This window comes from Streptomyces dryopteridis, assembly GCF_049606955.1.
GTDB lineage: Bacteria > Actinomycetota > Actinomycetes > Streptomycetales > Streptomycetaceae > Streptomyces.
This window is the reverse complement of the sequence record NZ_CP187113.1, coordinates 916,755-933,903: the sequence shown is the minus strand read 5'-3', so window position 1 is coordinate 933,903 and position 17,149 is coordinate 916,755. Positions and strand designations below refer to the sequence as shown.

The 17,149-nt window shown below is 72.0% G+C and carries 13 protein-coding genes; 9 read left to right on the top strand and 4 right to left on the bottom strand.

The features are described from left to right. The first annotated feature begins 717 nt into the window (after positions 1-717). From ACN20G_RS03760 to ACN20G_RS03735, 6 genes are all read left to right on the top strand, one after another. Positions 718-1,935 carry an ROK family transcriptional regulator gene (locus ACN20G_RS03760; RefSeq protein ID WP_424211278.1) on the top strand — a complete coding sequence of 406 codons (1,218 nt, stop codon included), beginning with the start codon at positions 718-720 and terminating at the stop codon, positions 1,933-1,935. A 117-nt stretch (positions 1,936-2,052) separates the two neighbouring features. Continuing rightward, positions 2,053-3,174 carry a substrate-binding domain-containing protein gene (locus ACN20G_RS03755; RefSeq protein ID WP_424211277.1) on the top strand — a complete coding sequence of 374 codons (1,122 nt, stop codon included), beginning with the start codon at positions 2,053-2,055 and terminating at the stop codon, positions 3,172-3,174. Positions 3,175-3,576: 402 nt separating this feature from the next. Continuing rightward, positions 3,577-4,365 carry an ATP-binding cassette domain-containing protein gene (locus tag ACN20G_RS03750; protein WP_424215356.1) on the top strand — a complete coding sequence of 263 codons (789 nt, stop codon included), beginning with the start codon at positions 3,577-3,579 and terminating at the stop codon, positions 4,363-4,365. Positions 4,366-4,457: 92 nt separating this feature from the next. Then, a complete protein-coding gene (locus ACN20G_RS03745) occupies positions 4,458-5,693 on the top strand; it encodes a sugar ABC transporter permease (RefSeq protein WP_424215355.1) in 1,236 nt (411 codons plus the stop codon). A 280-nt stretch (positions 5,694-5,973) separates the two neighbouring features. After that, positions 5,974-7,890, top strand: a complete 1,917-nt coding sequence (gene dxs, locus ACN20G_RS03740) for a 1-deoxy-D-xylulose-5-phosphate synthase (protein ID WP_424211276.1) — start codon at positions 5,974-5,976, stop codon at positions 7,888-7,890. A gap of 126 nt (positions 7,891-8,016) precedes the next feature. After that, positions 8,017-9,552, top strand: coding sequence for an amino acid permease (locus tag ACN20G_RS03735; protein WP_424211275.1), 1,536 nt, complete (start codon positions 8,017-8,019; stop codon positions 9,550-9,552). Between the two features lie 32 nt (positions 9,553-9,584). Here the strand turns inward: ACN20G_RS03735 and ACN20G_RS03730 are convergent, their stop codons facing one another. Further along, complete coding sequence (locus tag ACN20G_RS03730; protein WP_424211274.1) at positions 9,585-10,703, bottom strand: LCP family protein; 1,119 nt, start codon at positions 10,701-10,703, stop codon at positions 9,585-9,587. 153 nt (positions 10,704-10,856) lie between these two features. Then, a complete protein-coding gene (locus ACN20G_RS03725; RefSeq protein ID WP_424211273.1) occupies positions 10,857-11,300 on the bottom strand; it encodes a hypothetical protein in 444 nt (147 codons plus the stop codon). 682 nt (positions 11,301-11,982) lie between these two features. Between ACN20G_RS03725 and ACN20G_RS03720 the strand changes: the two genes are divergently transcribed. From ACN20G_RS03720 to ACN20G_RS03710, 3 genes are read left to right on the top strand one after another with little or no spacing between them, the layout of a single operon-like run. Next, positions 11,983-12,240 carry a hypothetical protein gene (locus tag ACN20G_RS03720; protein WP_424211272.1) on the top strand — a complete coding sequence of 86 codons (258 nt, stop codon included), beginning with the start codon at positions 11,983-11,985 and terminating at the stop codon, positions 12,238-12,240. After that, positions 12,224-12,733 (top strand): DUF6879 family protein, encoded by a 510-nt coding sequence (locus ACN20G_RS03715; RefSeq protein WP_424211271.1) that lies wholly within the window; start codon positions 12,224-12,226, stop codon positions 12,731-12,733. The genes ACN20G_RS03720 and ACN20G_RS03715 overlap by 17 nt, the downstream gene beginning before the upstream one ends. 16 nt (positions 12,734-12,749) lie before the next feature. Beyond that, on the top strand, positions 12,750-13,601 hold the full coding sequence (locus tag ACN20G_RS03710; RefSeq protein WP_424211270.1) for a helix-turn-helix domain-containing protein: 852 nt from the start codon (positions 12,750-12,752) through the stop codon (positions 13,599-13,601). 80 nt (positions 13,602-13,681) lie between these two features. Here ACN20G_RS03710 and ACN20G_RS03705 read toward each other — a convergent pair whose 3' ends face one another. Continuing rightward, complete coding sequence (locus ACN20G_RS03705) at positions 13,682-15,811, bottom strand: 3-hydroxyacyl-CoA dehydrogenase NAD-binding domain-containing protein (RefSeq protein WP_424211269.1); 2,130 nt, start codon at positions 15,809-15,811, stop codon at positions 13,682-13,684. Further along, a complete protein-coding gene (locus tag ACN20G_RS03700; protein ID WP_424211268.1) occupies positions 15,808-17,028 on the bottom strand; it encodes a thiolase family protein in 1,221 nt (406 codons plus the stop codon). The genes ACN20G_RS03705 and ACN20G_RS03700 overlap by 4 nt, the downstream gene beginning before the upstream one ends. Between the last annotated feature and the right edge of the window lie 121 nt (positions 17,029-17,149).

Below are 17,149 nucleotides of genomic sequence, written 5' to 3'. Positions count from 1 at the left end.
GATCGCGGGTCGTCGCGGGGCGCGGGGGTGCGCCGGGCGACGGTGGGAGGCGCGCGGGGGCGTGCGTCGTGCCCCGGCTTCGGCGGCGGGGGGTGACGGCACGGGTGCGCGCGGTGGTGTGTTCGGCCGGGTCGGGCGCACGGGACGGGACCGGGGGAGCCCCGGCCGGTCACGGCGTGCGCGGACGCACGGGTGCCCGGTGGGCGGGGCGGAGAAGGGCGGGGCGGGAGCTTCGCGGGCTGCGGGCTCGGGCCGGCGCGGGACCCGGTCGGGTCACGGGGCGCTGGGCACGGCCGGTGGGACGACGCGGGCGGGTCGCCGGGTCCGTCGGCTCGTGGTGCGGGCCGGGGGCGGGGCGTCGGAGGCGTCGATCAGCCGGACTGGGCGCGGCGAGGACTTCGATCGGGACTCATCCCGAACACCTCCTCGTATCGCGCCGTCATGGAAGGCTCCCGGGCCGGTCGGATCACCCACCGGCTTCAGGGCCTTGACGACCGTAACACGAGAGCGGTGCGCGAATCTCTCATACTTATGACCGGCATTGCCGGTTCTGTCCCTCTCGCGCATGTGTCCGCCTCTTGACGGCGGTGGGGGCGCGGGGCTCGACTGGGTTTTCACAAGTTGGAGAGACGCCGGTGTCCTCCGCCCCGCGCGGGCGCGTGGTCCCGGCCGGGGGGCGACGGCGCGCCGTCGCTTATGGGCAGGAGTGGATGAGTCGTGGAGACTCCCGGATCGCAGTCCTCGCTGCACCGTGCGAACCTGGAACGAGTGGTCCGGGCGGTGCGCTTGGCCGGTGCGCTCACCCAGGCGGAGATCGCGCGCGCCACCGGACTGTCGGCGGCCACGGTCTCCAACATCGTCCGGGAGCTGAAGGACGCGGGGACGGTGGAGGTGGAGTCCACCTCCGCCGGGGGCCGGCGGGCCCGCAGCGTCTCGCTCAGCGGTGACGCCGGGATCGTGATCGGCGTGGACTTCGGCCACACCCACCTGCGGGTCGCGGTGGGCAACCTGGCCCACCGGGTACTGGCCGAGGAGGCCGAACCGCTGGACGTGGACGCCTCGTGGGGGGCCTGCTTCGACCGGGCCGAACTGCTGGTGGAGCGGCTGGTGGCGAGCGTCGGGGTGGGGCGGGAGAAGATCATCGGCGTGGGGCTGGGCGTGCCCGGCCCGATCGACGCCGAGACCGGCACCCTGGGCTCCACCGCGATCCTGCCCGGCTGGGTGGGCATCGACCCGCGCGCGGAGCTCTCGCGGCGGCTGGGCGGGGTCCCGGTGCACGTGGACAACGACGCCAACCTCGGCGCCCTGGGCGAGTGGGTGTGGGGCAGCGGGCGCGGGGTGAGCGACCTGGCGTACATCAAGGTGGGGGACGGGGTCGGGGCCGGCCTCGTGATCAACGGCGCGATCTACCGGGGCCCGGGCGGCACGGCCGGGGAGATCGGGCACATCACGCTGGACGAGTCGGGGCCGGTGTGCCGCTGCGGCAACCGGGGCTGCCTGGAGACCTTCGCGGCCGCCCGCTACGTGCTGCCGCTGCTGCGGGCCAGCCACGGCGCGGACTTGACCATCGAACGGGTGGTGGAGCTGGCCCGCGAGGGCGACCCGGGCTGCCGTCGGGTGATCACGGACGTGGGCCGGCACGTGGGCACCGGCGTGGCCCAACTGTGCAATCTGCTGGGGCCCAGCCGGGTGGTCCTGGGCGGATCGCTCGCGGCGGCGGGGGAGTTGGCGGTGGCCCCGGTGGTGGAATCGGTGGGCCGCTACGCCATTCCGAGCGCCGCGCGCCGGCTGTCGGTGCTGACCGGTTCGCTCGGTGGACGGGCGGAGGTCTTGGGCGCGTTGGCCCTGGTCCTGAGCGAAATGGGCGATTCCGGTCTGTTGGCGGGTAAGAGCCCTGGTGCGTCCCTCCCGGCCCTCGTGTCTTCAACGGGCTAACGAATGGCACCGTTGTCATCTCGTTAAGTATTCACTCCTTGACGGCAAGTTGGGGCCGGGGTTGACTCACACCCACCTCGGCCGCAACGTCGCGGCCTCGTCAGGGAGGTACAAGAGATGAACACGCGCATCCGCAGAGTCGCCGTGGCCGTCGCCACCGGCGCGATGGCCGTCTCGCTCGCGGCCTGTGGTTCGGCGAAGCAGGCCGGCGGGGAGACCAAGGGCTCGGACGCCCCCGCCCCCGCCGCCGGCGACGCCATCACGGTCGGTCTGCTCCTGCCCGAGAACCAGACCGCGCGCTACGAGAAGTTCGACAAGCCCCTCATCGAGAAGCAGGTCGCCGCCCTCACCGGCGGCAAGGGCAAGGTCCTCTACGTCAACGCCAAGCAGGACGCGACGGCGCAGAACTCCCAGGTCGACACGATGATCACCAACAAGGTGAACGTCCTGATCATCGACGCGGTGGACTCCAAGGCGATCGCCGGCTCGGTGAAGAAGGCCAAGGACGCGGGCATCCCCGTCGTGGCCTACGACCGCCTGGCCGAGGGCCCCATCGACGCCTACACCTCCTTCGACAACGAAGAGGTCGGCCGGGTCCAGGGCAAGGCCCTCCTCGAAGCCCTCGGCGACAAGGCCAAGGACGGCCAGATCGTCATGATGAACGGCTCCGTCACCGACCCGAACGCCGCGCTGTTCAAGAAGGGCGCGCACTCCGTCCTCGACGGCAAGGTCACCATCGGCAAGGAGTACGACACCAAGGAGTGGAAGCCGGAGAACGCCAACACCAACATGGCGGCCGCGATCTCCGCGCTCGGCAAGGACAAGATCGTCGGCGTGTACTCCGCCAACGACGGCATGGCCGGCGGCATCATCACCGCCCTCAAGGCCGCGGGCCTGAGCACCGTGCCCCCGGTCACCGGCCAGGACGCCGAACTCGCGGGCGTGCAGCGCATCGTCGCCGGCGAGCAGTTCATGAGCGTCTACAAGCCCTACGCCCCCGAGGCCGAGGCCGCCGCCAAGATGGCCGTGGCGCTGGCCAAGGGCGAGAAGCTCGACGGGGTCGCCACCTCCAAGGTCGACAGCCCCACCACCAAGGCCGTGCCCTCCGTGCTGGTCCCCGTGGTCTCGCTGACCAAGAACAACATCAAGGACACCGTCGTCAAGGACGGCGTGTACACCCTCGACGAGATCTGCGCCGGCAAGTACGCCGCCGCCTGCACCTCCCTCGGCCTGAAGTAGGCCCCCGGGGAGCCCCCGCCCTCCCGAGCGGTCCGGGCCTCCCCGCCCCCGCGCCCACGGCGATCCGACGCGGCCGGCCCGGCACCCCGGGCCGGGCCCGCGCCGGCCCCGCCCGTCCGCGCGACCCCTCACGCGTTCCCCGATCCGCCGCCCGACCGGCCGCGCCCCCTTCGCGCCGCCGTCCGGGCCGGCCCCGGCCGCCGTCCGCCCCGTAGAGGGCGCGGCGGCGGCCCCTCCGCCCCGTCCGGCGCCCGGGCTCCCCGTATTCCACCCGCCAAGCGGAGTGGGCCCGGGGCGCCGGGCGGAATCACGGACCGCGCGGAAACGTTTCCCTTGTCAGCCCCCTCCCGAAGGTCCCGCATTCTCGTGCACGACATCCCCGCCGGTCAGGCGGCGAAGGAGATGGTTCATGTGTCCGCTGCGCCCGTGCTGGCGTTGCGAGGGGTCTCGAAGCGGTTCGGCGCCGTCCAGGCGCTGACCGACGTCGACCTCGAAGTCCACTCCGGCGAGGTGGTCGCCCTGGTCGGCGACAACGGCGCCGGCAAGTCCACGCTGGTCAAGACGATCGCCGGCGTGCACCCCGTCGACGACGGGGTCGTCGAGTGGGAGGGCCGCGCGGTCCGCGTGGGCCGCCCCCAGGACGCCCAGCAGCTGGGCATCGCGACCGTCTACCAGGACCTCGCCCTCTGCGACAACCTCGACGTGGTCGGCAACCTCTTCCTCGGCCGCGAGCTCACCCGGTTCGGCGTGCTCGACGAGGTCGAGATGGAGCGCCGCGCCCGCGAACTGCTCACCACCCTCTCCATCCGGATCCCCAGCGTGCGCATCCCGATCGCCTCGCTCTCCGGCGGCCAGCGCCAGGTCGTGGCCATCGCCCGCTCCATGCTCGGCGAGCCCAAGCTCGTGATCCTCGACGAGCCCACCGCCGCCCTCGGCGTGGAGCAGACCGCCCAGGTGCTGGACCTCGTGGAGCGGCTGCGCGAGCGCGGCCACGCCGTGATCCTCATCAGCCACAACATGGCCGACGTGAAGGCCGTCGCGGACAAGGTCGCGGTCCTGCGGCTGGGCCGCAACAACGGCGTCTTCTCGGTCGCCGACACCTCGCAGGAAGAGATCATCTCCGCCATCACGGGCGCCACGGACAACGCCGTGACCCGTCGGGCGGCCCGTACCGGGGAGGCCCGCCCGTGAGCACCGACCAGCCCGCCGCCGAGCGCGGCCCCTCCCTGGCCAAGGACCCGACCCCGGCCGAGGACCCGACCGGCCCCGACGCCCCGAGCGCCGTGGCCGAGGACGCCATCCCCGCCGTCGACCCCCGCCTGCTCGTGCGCGAGCGCGGCTTCGCCGGCTACCTGGAGGAGTTCGCCCGCAAGCTCAAGGCCGGCGACCTGGGCTCGCTGCCCGTGATCGTGGGCCTGGTGATCATCGGCTCGATCTTCCAGGCGCTGAACTCCAACTTCCTGTCCGCCGAGAACCTCAACAACATCGCCGTGACCATGGTGGCCACCGGCATGATGGCGATCGGCATCATCTTCGTGCTGTTGCTCGGCGAGATCGACCTCTCGGTCGGCTCCGTCTCGGGCGTCTCGGGTGCGATCGTCGCCGTCCTCGCCGTCACCCACGGGGTCAACGAGTGGCTCGCGGTGCTCGCGGCCCTCGTCGGCGGCGCGCTGATCGGCGCCCTGCACGGGTTCTTCTTCGCCCGCATCGGCGCCCCCGCCTTCGCCGTCACCCTCTCCGGCCTGCTGTTCTGGTCCGGGTTCATGCTCCAGCTGCTCGGGGACAACGGCACGGTCAACCTCGACTCCGAGGGCGTGGTGGGCAAGCTCACCACCTACTACTTCTCGGACGTGGCCGCCGCCTACGCGGTCGCCGCCGTGGCCGTCGCCCTCTTCTTCCTCTCCGCCTTCCTCGACGCGCGCCGCCGCGTGGCCGCCGGGGTCCCCTCCCGGCCCCTGGCCGAGATCGGACTGCGCACGGGCCTGCTCGCGGTCTTCGCCTTCGGCGCGGCCGTGATCTTCAACCAGTACAAGGGCCTGCCGCTCGCGCTGCTGCTCTTCCTGCTGGCCCTGGTCGGCACCGACCTGGTGCTGCGCCGCACCACCTTCGGCCGCAAGGTCTTCGCGCTCGGCGGCAGCGTCGAGGCCAGCCGGCGCGCCGGCATCAGCGTCACCGGCGTGCGGATCGCGGTCTTCTCCATCGCCGGGTTCTTCGCGGCCGTCGGCGGCCTGTTCTGGGCCTCCAAGATCGCCGCCGCCAACCAGAGCGCCGGCGCCGGCGACCTGCTGATGAACGTGATCGCGGCGGCCGTGATCGGCGGCACCAGCCTCTTCGGCGGCCGGGGCCGCACCTGGAACGCCCTGCTCGGTGTCATGGTGATCACGTCCATCCAGTACGGTCTCGCCCTGGAGGGCATCGCCACCCCGATCCAGTACATGATCACCGGCGCGGTGCTCCTCGCCACCGTCGTGATCGACTCCGTCACCCGGAAGACCCAGAAGACGGCCGGCCGCGCGTAACCGCGTCGCCGCCCCCGTCCCCCGCGCACGCCGCCCGTGCCCGGCCCCGCCCAGGGAGCCGGGCACGGCGGCGTGCCCGGCCCCGCACACGGCCTCGTGGGGCCTGCGGGGCATGTGAGGCGTACGTGCGTTCTGGTGCACACTCGTACGTGATGTGTGCGCCGATGATGATGTGTGCAGGTATGACAAAGGCGTGACCTGTTGGGGACCGCCCGATGACACCCCGCGCGAGCGGAACATTAGACTCGACAGACCGGCACGCAACTGCAAGGAGGCACGGGTGCTGCTGACCCGCATCAAGGGACCGCGCGATCTGGACCGACTCAGTCCGGAGCAGCTCACCGAGCTGGCCGCGGAGATCAGGTCCTTCCTCGTCGACGCTGTCTCCAAGACCGGCGGGCACCTCGGCCCCAACCTCGGCGTCGTCGAACTGACGATCGCCCTGCACCGGGTCTTCGAGTCGCCCAAGGACAAGGTCCTCTTCGACACCGGGCACCAGGCATACGTGCACAAGCTGCTCACCGGCCGCCAGGACTTCACCGGCCTGCGCACCAAGCACGGCCTGTCCGGCTACCCCTCGCGCGCCGAGTCCGAGCACGACCTGATCGAGAACTCCCACGCCTCCACCGTGCTGGGCTGGGCCGACGGCATCGCCAAGGCCAACCAGGTGCTCGGCCGCGAGGACCACCACGTCGCCGCCGTCATCGGCGACGGGGCCCTCACCGGCGGCATGGCCTGGGAGGCCCTCAACAACATCGCCGCCGCCAAGGACCGCCCCCTCGTCATCGTCGTCAACGACAACGAGCGCTCCTACGGCCCCACCATCGGCGGCCTCGCCAACCACCTGGCGACCCTGCGCACCACCGACGGCTACGAGCGCTTCCTCGCCCGCGGCAAGGACCTCCTGGAGCGCACCCCCGTCGTCGGCAAGGCCGTCTACGAGACCCTGCACGGCGCCAAGAAGGGCCTCAAGGACTTCATCGCCCCGCAGGGCATGTTCGAGGACCTGGGCCTGAAGTACATCGGCCCCATCGACGGCCACGACATCGAGGCCCTCGAATCCGCCCTCCAGCGCGCCAAGCGCTTCAGCGGCCCCGTCATCGTGCACTGCCTCACCCAGAAGGGCCGCGGCTACACCCCGGCCCTGGAGCACGAGGCGGACCGCTTCCACGCCGTCGGCGTCATCCACCCCGACACCGGCCTGCCCGTCAAGACCGCCGCCGCGAGCTGGACCTCCGTGTTCAGCGACGAGATGGTCAAGATCGGCCACGACCGGCCCGACGTGGTCGGCATCACCGCCGCGATGCTCCACCCGGTCGGCCTCAACAAGTTCGCCGAGGCGTTCCCGGACCGCATCTACGACGTGGGCATCGCCGAGCAGCACGGCGCGACCTCCGCCGCCGGCCTGGCCAGCGCCGGCACACACCCCGTGTTCGCCGTCTACGCGACCTTCCTCAACCGCGCCTTCGACCAGGTCCTCATGGACGTCGCCCTGCACAAGTGCGGGGTCACCTTCGTGCTCGACCGGGCCGGGGTCACCGGAGACGACGGCGCCTCCCACAACGGCATGTGGGACATGTCCATCCTCCAGGTCGTGCCCGGCCTGCGCCTGGCCGCCCCGCGCGACGCCCAGCAGCTGCGGGCCCAGCTCCGCGAGGCCGTCGCGGTCGAGGACGCGCCCACCGTGGTCCGCTTCTCCAAGGGCGTCGTCGGCCCCGCCGTGCCGGCCGTGGGCCGGATCGGCGGCATGGACGTGCTCCGCGAGCCGGCCCCCGACGCGGACCGCCCCGACGTGCTCATCGTCTCCGTCGGCGCCTTCGCCCCCATGTGCCTGGAGATCGCCGACCTCCTCGACGCCCAGGGCATCTCCAGCACCGTCGTCGACCCCCGCTGGGTCAAGCCGGTGGACGAGGCGCTCCCGGCCCTCGCCGAGCGGCACCGCGTGGTCGTCACCGTCGAGGACAACGGGCGCGCCGGCGGCGTCGGTTCGGCCGTCTCCCAGGCCCTGCGCGACGCGGGCGTGGACGTGCCGCTGCGCGACTTCGGCATCCCGCAGCGCTTCCTCGACCACGCGCTGCGCAAGGAGATCCTGGCCGAGATCGGGCTCACCGCCCCCGACATCGCCCGCCAGGTCACCGGCCTCGTCGCCAAGCTCGACGGCCGCTACGACAGCGAGGCGGCCGCCACCGTCGACTGATCCGGCGCACGCCCCGGCGCCCCCGCAGCGCGCCGTGTTGCACGCCACGGGCCGGGAGGTTCACCCTTGAGGGGGTGGCCTCCCGGCCCCTCGCGTTCTCACGTCACCCGTTTCGGAGGTGTGCCGGTGAGCACGGCTCGAAGCAACGCCTTCCGCACCAAGTCGGTGGAGCAGTCCATCCGCGACACCGAGGAGCCGGAACACGGGCTCCGCAAGTCCCTCTCCGCCTGGGACCTCACCGTCTTCGGCGTCGGTGTGATCATCGGCACCGGCATCTTCGTCCTGACCGGCAAGGTGGCCAAGGAGACCGCCGGCCCCGCCACCGCCCTCGCGTTCGTCGTCGCCGGCGTGGTCTGCGCGCTCGCGGCCCTCTGCTACGCCGAATTCGCCTCCACCGTCCCCGTCGCCGGCTCCGCCTACACCTTCAGCTACGCCTCCCTCGGCGAACTGCCCGCTTGGATCATCGGCTGGGACCTGGTGCTGGAGTTCGCGCTGGGCACGGCGGTGGTGGCCGTCGGCTGGTCCGGGTACGTGCGCTCCCTCCTCGACAATGCCGGCTGGCACCTGCCCGCGGCCCTGGAGGGCCCCGACGTGTCCGGCGGCACCTTCGACCTGCTCGCGTTCCTCCTCGTGCTGCTGCTGACCGCGATCCTCGTGGTCGGCATGAAGCTCTCGGCGCGGATCACGACCGTGGTCGTCGCGATCAAGGTGACTGTGGTGCTCATCGTGATCGTCGCGGGCCTGTTCTTCGTCAAGGCATCCAACTACACGCCCTTCGTCCCCAAGGCCCAACCCCAGCCGGCCGGCGACGGGCTGCAGGCGCCACTGGTCCAACTCGTCTTCGGCTGGGCCCCGACCAACTTCGGGGTCATGGGCATCTTCACCGCCGCCTCCGTGGTCTTCTTCGCCTTCATCGGCTTCGACGTGGTGGCCACCGCCGCCGAGGAGACCCGCAAACCGCAGCGCGACATGCCGCGCGGCATCCTCGGCTCGCTGATCATCTGCACCGTGCTCTACGTGGCGGTCTCCCTCGTGGTCACCGGCATGCAGAGCTACAAGGACCTCTCGGTCAGCGCCCCGCTCGCCGACGCCTTCAAGGCCGCCGGACACCCCGTGTACGCGGGGATCATCAGCTTCGGCGCGGCCGTCGGCCTGATCACCGTCTGCATGATCCTGCTGCTCGGCCAGACCCGGGTGTTCTTCGCGATGAGCCGCGACGGACTGCTGCCCCGGGGCTTCTCCCGCACCCACCCCCGGTTCGGGACCCCCTACCGGCCGACGATCCTGCTCGGCGTGATCATCGCCGTGGTCGCCGGGTTCACCAGCATCAACGAGCTGGCGACACTGGTGAACATCGGCACCCTGTTCGCGTTCGTGGTCGTGGCCCTCGGCGTGATCATCCTGCGTCGCACCCGCCCCGACCTGCCGCGCGCCTTCCGCACCCCGCTCGTGCCGCTGCTGCCGATCGTGTCGGTGCTGGCCTCGCTGTGGCTGATGCTGAACCTGCCGGCCGAGACCTGGCTGCGGTTCGGGATCTGGATGGTCCTCGGCTTCGTCGTCTACTTCGCCTACGGCCGCCGGCACAGCCGGCTGCACCACGACACGGGCCCGGACCCGACCGGCCGGAGAAACCCCCCGATGCCCCCGGCCCCCGGCATCTGACGCGTCAGGGTCGGTCGGTCAGGGCCGCTTCGTCAGGGCTGCTTCTTCAGGGCGGCGGGCACCGGCACGTCGTCCCGGAGGGCCTGCCACAGGGCGTCCGCCCGGTCCTGCTCGGGCACCACCCGGTTCGGGTCGATCCGGTCGGCCGCCACGGGCAGGGTCAGCGTCTCCATCCGGGCCGGGTCCACGCCCTGGAGGGACCGTGCGAACTCGGCCAACGCGGGCAGCGAGGACAGCCCGGAGTCCGTGGTCAGGGCCTTCGTGCCGGCGTCGGCCAGCTTGTACAACCGGGCCGGGTCGCCCAGCGCGTCCTGCTTGCGCACCTCCGCCAACACGGCCATCAGGAAGGTCTGCTGGAGCCCTATGCGCCCGAGGTCGCTGCCGTCGCCGTAGCCGTAGCGGGTGCGCACGAAGCGCAGCGCCTGGGTGCCGTCGAGCCGGTGGGTGCCCGCGTCGAGCTTGAGGGAGCCCTTGGCCCCGCTCATCGGCTTGTCCAGGGTCACCGTCACCCCGCCGAGCGCGTCCACCAGCTCCTTGAACCCGGCGAAGTCCACCTCCAGCAGGTGGTCCACCCGGATCCCCGACATGGTCTCCACCGTCTTCACCACGCAGGCGGAACCCCCGTCGGAGTACAGGGAGTTGAACATCACGCGGTGGGCGGGCGGGAGTTCGCCGCCGTCCCGGTCCGGGCACGCGGGGCGCTCCACCAGGGTGTCCCGGGGGATGCTGACGGCGGTGGCCTTGCCACCGGAGGCGGGCAGGTGCACGAGCATGGCCGTGTCCGAACGGGCCCCGGACACCGTCGTCGCCCCGGCCGTGTCGAGCTCGCCGTTGGCGCCGCCGCGCGAATCCGAGCCCAGCACGAGGACGTTGCGCGCGTTCGCGGCCACCTTGGGCGGCCGGTTGTCGCCGATCGCCTTGTCCAGGTCCACGCTGGACAGGTTCGAGGACAGGTCCTGCCACACCCACCACACCCCGGCCGCGCTGCCCGCCACCAACAGCGCGAACACGAGCAGCGCGATCCGCAACGCCCGCCGCGCCCGCCGGGGCGGCTTGGCCCGCCGCCGCCCGGACCCGCCCCCGTCGGCAGGGGACGTCGGCACGGTCGTGGGCGCCCCGTCGGGCAGCGCGTCGGGGGCGGAGTCCGTCATCGCGTTCGAATCCTTCGCTCAAGTGTGTGAGGACTATAGACCCCACCCCAAGCCCCCGACACCCGAACACCGGATACCCCGGGAACACACGAGGGCCCCGGCCGCACCCGAGGTGCCGCCGGGGCCCGTGCGCGCGCGGCACGGCCGACGCCCTCAGCCCGTGACGTCTGCTCCGACGCACCACAGTTCGGGGTCGGGAACGTACCCGGACCGCCGGATCAGCTCGACGGTGCGGGCCGGTGCCCCGGGGTCCGAGACGCCCGGCCCGGTGCCCTCGGGCCAGTGGTCGACGTGGTGTCCGAGCCACGAGCAGAGCGCCCGGTAGGCGCGCGTGTGGAGGATGAGGGCGTGCCAACCGGTGTCGACCTCGGGAGTCGGAACGAGACGGGAGAGCGGGAAGCGCGCGGCGGCGACGACGAACTTCAGCGCCTCGTCCACGATCCGCTCGGCGCGGTCACGGTCGAGGTCCGGGCGGGCGTCGAGGACGGTGTGCACGACCTCGGCGAAGACGGGCGCGGCGAGCAGGGGGCGGGCCGAGGCGGAGGGGCCACCGGGCTCGGGCTGACGCGACGAGCAGGGCGGGACGGGGACGGACATCGACACTCTCCTCCAACAGGGGACGACGGCGCGCGGGGCCGACCCCGGCCGGCGCGGGCGAGGCCGGGCGCCGGTTGGGGCGGTGTGCGCGGGTGGCGGGTCAGCCGCGGGGCCGACCTTCGGGACCGTCCCCGCGCCGGTGGCGGGGATCGGTCGGGCGCGGGGTCCAGGTGCGGGGGTCGGCGGCCACGTCCGGGTGCGGGGTGGGGCGCTCGTCCGCCGCCGGCAGCGGGGAGCTCACGCGTGGTGCGGGTGCTCGTGCCCGCCGGAGCGGCCCTCGTCGTCCGGGGGACCGGGGTTCGGGTTCGGGGCGCCGTGCTTGCCTCCGTCGTGGGCCATGGCGTTTCTCCTTCGATCCGGCCCGCCGCGACACGGCGAGCGGTTTGCCCCGGCCGTACCGGGCGGCACGCGGGGAGTCCGCGGGGCGCGGGCGGACGGCCCGATGGCGATCACGGGCGGACGGTCCGCCGTCGATCGGGGCTCAGGGGCCGGCCCCGTGCCCGTCGCCGCCGGGTGACGGAACCCAGGGTGGTGGGGTGGGTCCCGTGGTCGCCGGCGATGTGCAGTTCTGTGCATCCGGTCACTCTGGCAGTCGAGTCGACCCCATCCGCGCCTTGACTCGTCGAGAGGCGGCCCCGACTCTGTTGCACACACCTGCACATGCCGAGAGCGGGAGTTCACGATGGCGTTGGTGTTCGTAGGGATCGATCCCGACACGGGGGACATTCAAAGCCCCACTGTCTGGGCGGACTTGGATAACCGAGAACTGGTGCTCCAGGGGTGGAAGCCGAGCCCGGAGTTGGAAGCGGAGTGCGCGGCCACCGTGGTGCCGGGGCACGCGGTGGGGATCCCGGAGGGTGAAGCGGTGATCCGCATTCCGGCCCGCATGGCGCACATGATCAGGGAGGCGTGCGATGTTCTCGATGGACAAGTTCAGTGAACTGATGGCCCGTTCCACCACGGCCTGTCACCTGGAGATGCGCGACAGCTACGCCGTCGACTACGAGGTCGGCCCATTCGCCCAGTGGCGCGCCGGCCACCGGCACGACTCGGCCGATCGCGACGCGTGGTGGCGTCCGTGGCTCACCCTCGTAGCGGACGCGGTCGCGCGCGGCACGGTGATCCGCCGCGCGCGTATCGTGTCCGAACCGGTGAGCGAGTACACGCGGTTCCTCTACGACGGGACCTTCACCAACGTCGCCGCCGGCGAGGACGTCCGCTGGCTGCCCCGCCGCCGCGCCTCGGACATCGCCCTTCCCGGGAACGACTTCTGGTTGTTCGACGGGACACTGGTCTACTGGAACCACTTCTCGGGGGACGGCGCCTCCCTCGGCGAGGAGATCACCGAGGACCCGGCCGCGGCCAAGTTGTGCGGTGACGCGTTCGCCGTGGTGTGGGGCCGGGCCGTCCCGCACGCCGAGTACACGATCTGACGGCCGGCGGGATCCCTTGGCCGCTTCCCCGTCCTCCTCCGCGCAGGCCGCACGCGAAGCCGTGGCGAGACGGCTGCGCGGTCTGCGCAAGGGCGCGGGGCTGACGGTCATCGAACTGGCCCGGGCCTGTGGATGGCACCACTCCAAGACCTCACGCATCGAAACGGGACGCACGGCCCCGTCCACCCGCGACATAGTGGCGTGGTGCCGGGCATGCGGTCGTCCCGAGGAGACTCGGGACCTCGTGGCCCAGGCCACGAGCGCCGAGGCCCTGTACCGGGAGTGGCGCCATCAGGTGCAGGACCTGGAGAAGCTCCAGAACTCCTGGTCCCGACTGTTCGCCGAGACCAGACGCTTTCGGATCTACTCGTCCACACTGGTCCCCGGACTGCTCCAGACCGAGGGCTACGCGGCCGGGCTGCTGGGAACGATCGCGCGGTTTCGCGGCTACGCGGAGGACGGCGAGGGCGCGGCCGGCGCCCGTGTGGCGCGTTCCCGGCTCATTCACGCGCCGGGCCGGCGGGTGGTTCTCGTGGTCGAGGAGGCCGCGCTGTACCACCGGATGGGCACATCCGAGGCCATGGCCGCGCAGCTTGGCCACCTTCTGACCGCGGGTGCCCTGCCGATGGTGTCCCTGGGCGTGATCCCCCGTACGGTCGACCGCACGATGTGGCCGGTGGAGACGTTCCACGTCTACGACGACCGACTCGTGTCGGTGGAGCTGCTCTCGGCCGTGGTCAACATCACCCAGCCGAGCGAGATCGCCCTCTACGTCAAGGCGTTCGAACAGCTCCGCGCCATGGCGGTCTACGGCGCGCAGGCGCGCCGCCGGGTGACGGCCGCACTCGACGCGCTGGACCCGACCTGACGAAACGGCCCCGACCGCGCGCGAGGTGCGGTCGGGGCCTTGGGGCCTGGGGGCCTTGGGGGTCGTTCGGGGGTGGAGCCTTACGCCGGGACGCTCGCCACGCCCGCCGGGAGGAAGCGCTTGCCGTTGACGCGCTCCGAGACGCCCTCACGGTCCAGGTACGGGGTGATCCCGCCCAGGTGGAAGGGCCAGCCCGCACCGGTGATCAGGCAGAGGTCGATGTCCTGGGCCTCGGCCACGACACCCTCCTCCAGCATCAGGCCGATTTCCTGCGCGACCGCGTCCAGCACCCGCGCCCGCACCTGCTCCTCGGACAGGACCGTGTCGCCCTGCTTCAGCAGCGCCGCGACCTCCGGGTCCAGCACCGGGGCGCCGGTCTCGTACGTGTAGAAGCCGCGCTTGCCGGCGTCCACGACCGCCTTCAGGTTCGGCGACACGGTGAACCGCTCCGGGAACGCCCGGTTCAGGGTCTCCGAGACGTGCAGGCCGATCGCCGGGCCCACCAGTTCCAGCAGCACCAGCGGGGACATCGGCAGACCCAGCGGCTCGACCGCCTTCTCCGCCGTCTCCACCGAAGTGCCCTCGTCGATGACGTTCTGGATCTCGCCCATGAAGCGGGTCAGGATCCGGTTCACCACGAACGCCGGGGCGTCCTTGGTCAGCACCGCCGTCTTCCGCAGCTTGCGCGCCACCGCGAAGGCCGTGGCCAGCGCCGCGTCGTCGGTCTTCTCGCCGCGCACGATCTCCAGCAGCGGCAGGATCGCCACCGGGTTGAAGAAGTGGAAGCCCACGACCCGCTCGGGGTGCTTGAGCTGCGAGGCCATCTCCGACACCGAGAGCGAGGAGGTGTTGGTGGCGAGGATCGCGTGCGCCGGGGCGACCGCCTCGACCTCCGCGAACACCCGCTGCTTGACGGACATCTCCTCGAACACGGCCTCGATCACGAAGTCCGCGTCCGCGAAGCCCTCGGCCTTGTCCAGCACGCCCGAGACCAGGCCCTTGAGACGGTTGGCCTTGTCCTGGTTGATCCGGCCCTTGAGGAGCAGCTTGTCGATCTCGGCGTGCACGTAGCCCACGCCCTTGTCCACGCGCTCCTGGTCGATGTCGGTGAGTACCACCGGCACCTCCAGGCGGCGCAGGAACAGCAGCGCGAGCTGCGAGGCCATCAGGCCCGCGCCCACCACGCCGACCTTGGTGACCGGACGGGCCAGCGCCTTGTCCGGGGCGCCCGCCGGCCGCTTGGCCCGCTTCTGCACCAGGTTGAACGCGTAGATGCCCGAGCGCAGTTCGCCGCCCATGATGAGGTCCGCGAGCGCGGTGTCCTCGGCGTCGAAACCGGCCTGGAGGTCCCCGTCCTTGGCGGCGGCGACGATGTCCAGCGCCCGGTACGCGGCCGGGGCCGCGCCGTGCACCTTCGAGTCCGCGAACGCGCGGCCCTTGGCCACCGCCGCGTCCCAGGCCGCGCCCCGGTCGATCTCCGGGCGCGTCACGACGGTCTCGCCGGTCAGCACCCGCGCCGTCCACAGCAGGGACTGCTCCAGGAAGTCCGCGCCGTCGAAGACCGCGTCCGCGATCCCGAGGTCGAATACCTGCTGCCCCTTCAGCTGACGGTTCTGGTTCAGGGAGTTCTCGATGATGACCGAGACGGCGCGCTCCGGGCCGATCAGGTTCGGCAGCAGCGTGCAGCCGCCCCAGCCGGGCACCAGGCCGAGGAAGACCTCGGGGAGCGAGAACGCCGGGATGGCGCGGGAGACGGTGCGGTACGCGCAGTGCAGACCGACCTCGACGCCGCCGCCCATCGCCGCGCCGTTGTAGTACGCGAACGTCGGGACGGTCAGCGCGGCCAGCCGCTTGAAGACGTCGTGCCCGCCCTTGCCGATCGCCAGCGCGTCCTCGTGCCGGCCGAGCAGCTCGACACCCTTGAGGTCGGCGCCCACGGCGAAGATGAACGGCTTGCCGGTCACGCCGACGCCGACCACGGAGCCCGCCAGGGCCTCCTGCTCGACCTGGTCCAGCGCCGCGTTCAGGTTCGCGAGGGACTGCGGGCCGAAGGTGGTGGGCTTGGTGTGGTCCAGCCCGTTGTCCAGCGTGATCAGCGCGAAGCGCCCGGCGCCGAACGGCAGGTCCAGGTGACGCACGTGCGCGGAGGTCACGACCTCGTCCGGGAACAGCTCGGCCGCGCCGCGCAGCAGCTCGGTGGTGGTGCTCACTTGTTGTCCCCCTCGAAGTGCGGGTTCTCCCAGACGACGGTGGCACCCATGCCGAAACCGACGCACATGGTGGTCAGGCCGTACCGGACGTGCGGCTGCTCCTCGAACTGACGGGCCAGCTGGGTCATCAGCCGGACGCCGGAGGAGGCGAGCGGGTGACCGAACGCGATCGCGCCGCCGTACTGGTTCACGCGGGCGTCGTCGTCGGCGATGCCGTAGTGCTCCAGGAAGGCGAGCACCTGCACGGCGAACGCCTCGTTGATCTCGAACAGGCCGATGTCCTCGATGGACAGCCCCGCCTGCGCGAGCGCCTTCTCGGTGGCCGGGATCGGGCCGTAGCCCATCACCTCCGGCTCCACGCCCGCGAAGGCGTAGGAGACCAGGCGCATCTTGACGGGCAGGCCGTTGGCGCGGGCGAAGTCCTCGGAGGCGATCAGCGCGGCGGTGGCGCCGTCGTTCAGACCGGCCGCGTTGCCCGCGGTCACCTTGCCGTGCACGCGGAACGGGGTCTTGAGACCCTCCAGGTTCTCCAGCGTGGTGCCCGGACGCATCGGCTCGTCGGCCGTGACCAGGCCCCAGCCAGTCTCCCCGCCCGCCGGGTCCGTGCGGCGCACCGAGATCGGCACCAGGTCCGACTGGATCTTGCCGTCGGCGTACGCCTTGGCCGCCTTCTCCTGCGAGCGCACCGCGTACTCGTCGGCCCGGCGCTTGGTGATCGTCGGGTAGCGGTCGTGCAGGTTCTCCGCCGTCATGCCCATGAAGAGGGCCGACTCGTCGACCAGCTTCTCCGAGACGAACCGCGGGTTCGGGTCCACGCCCTCGCCCATCGGGTGCCGACCCATGTGCTCCACGCCGCCCGCGATCGCGACCTCGTACGCGCCGAAGGCCACCGAACCGGCCACCGAGGTGACGGCGGTCAGGGCGCCCGCGCACATGCGGTCGATCGAATAGCCCGGGACGGACTGCGGCAGGCCCGCGAGGATGCCCGCGGTACGGCCCAGGGTCAGGCCCTGGTCGCCGATCTGGGTGGTCGCGGCGATCGCGACCTCGTCGATCTTCTTCGGGTCCAGGTCCGGGTTGCGGCGCAGCAGCTCGCGGATCGCCTTGACGACGAGGTCGTCGGCCCGGGTCTCGTGGTAGATGCCCTTCGGGCCCGCCTTGCCGAACGGGGTGCGGACGCCGTCGACGAAGACGACGTCCTTGACGGTACGAGGCACGATGGCTCTCCTCCAGGGTGCGGGTGTCCACTGCCGCGCGGCGCCGCGCCCGGAAACCGACCGGCCGGGAAGGGCCTGCCGGGAACGGACCTGAGCGCGCGCTCACCCGGCCATGCTACTT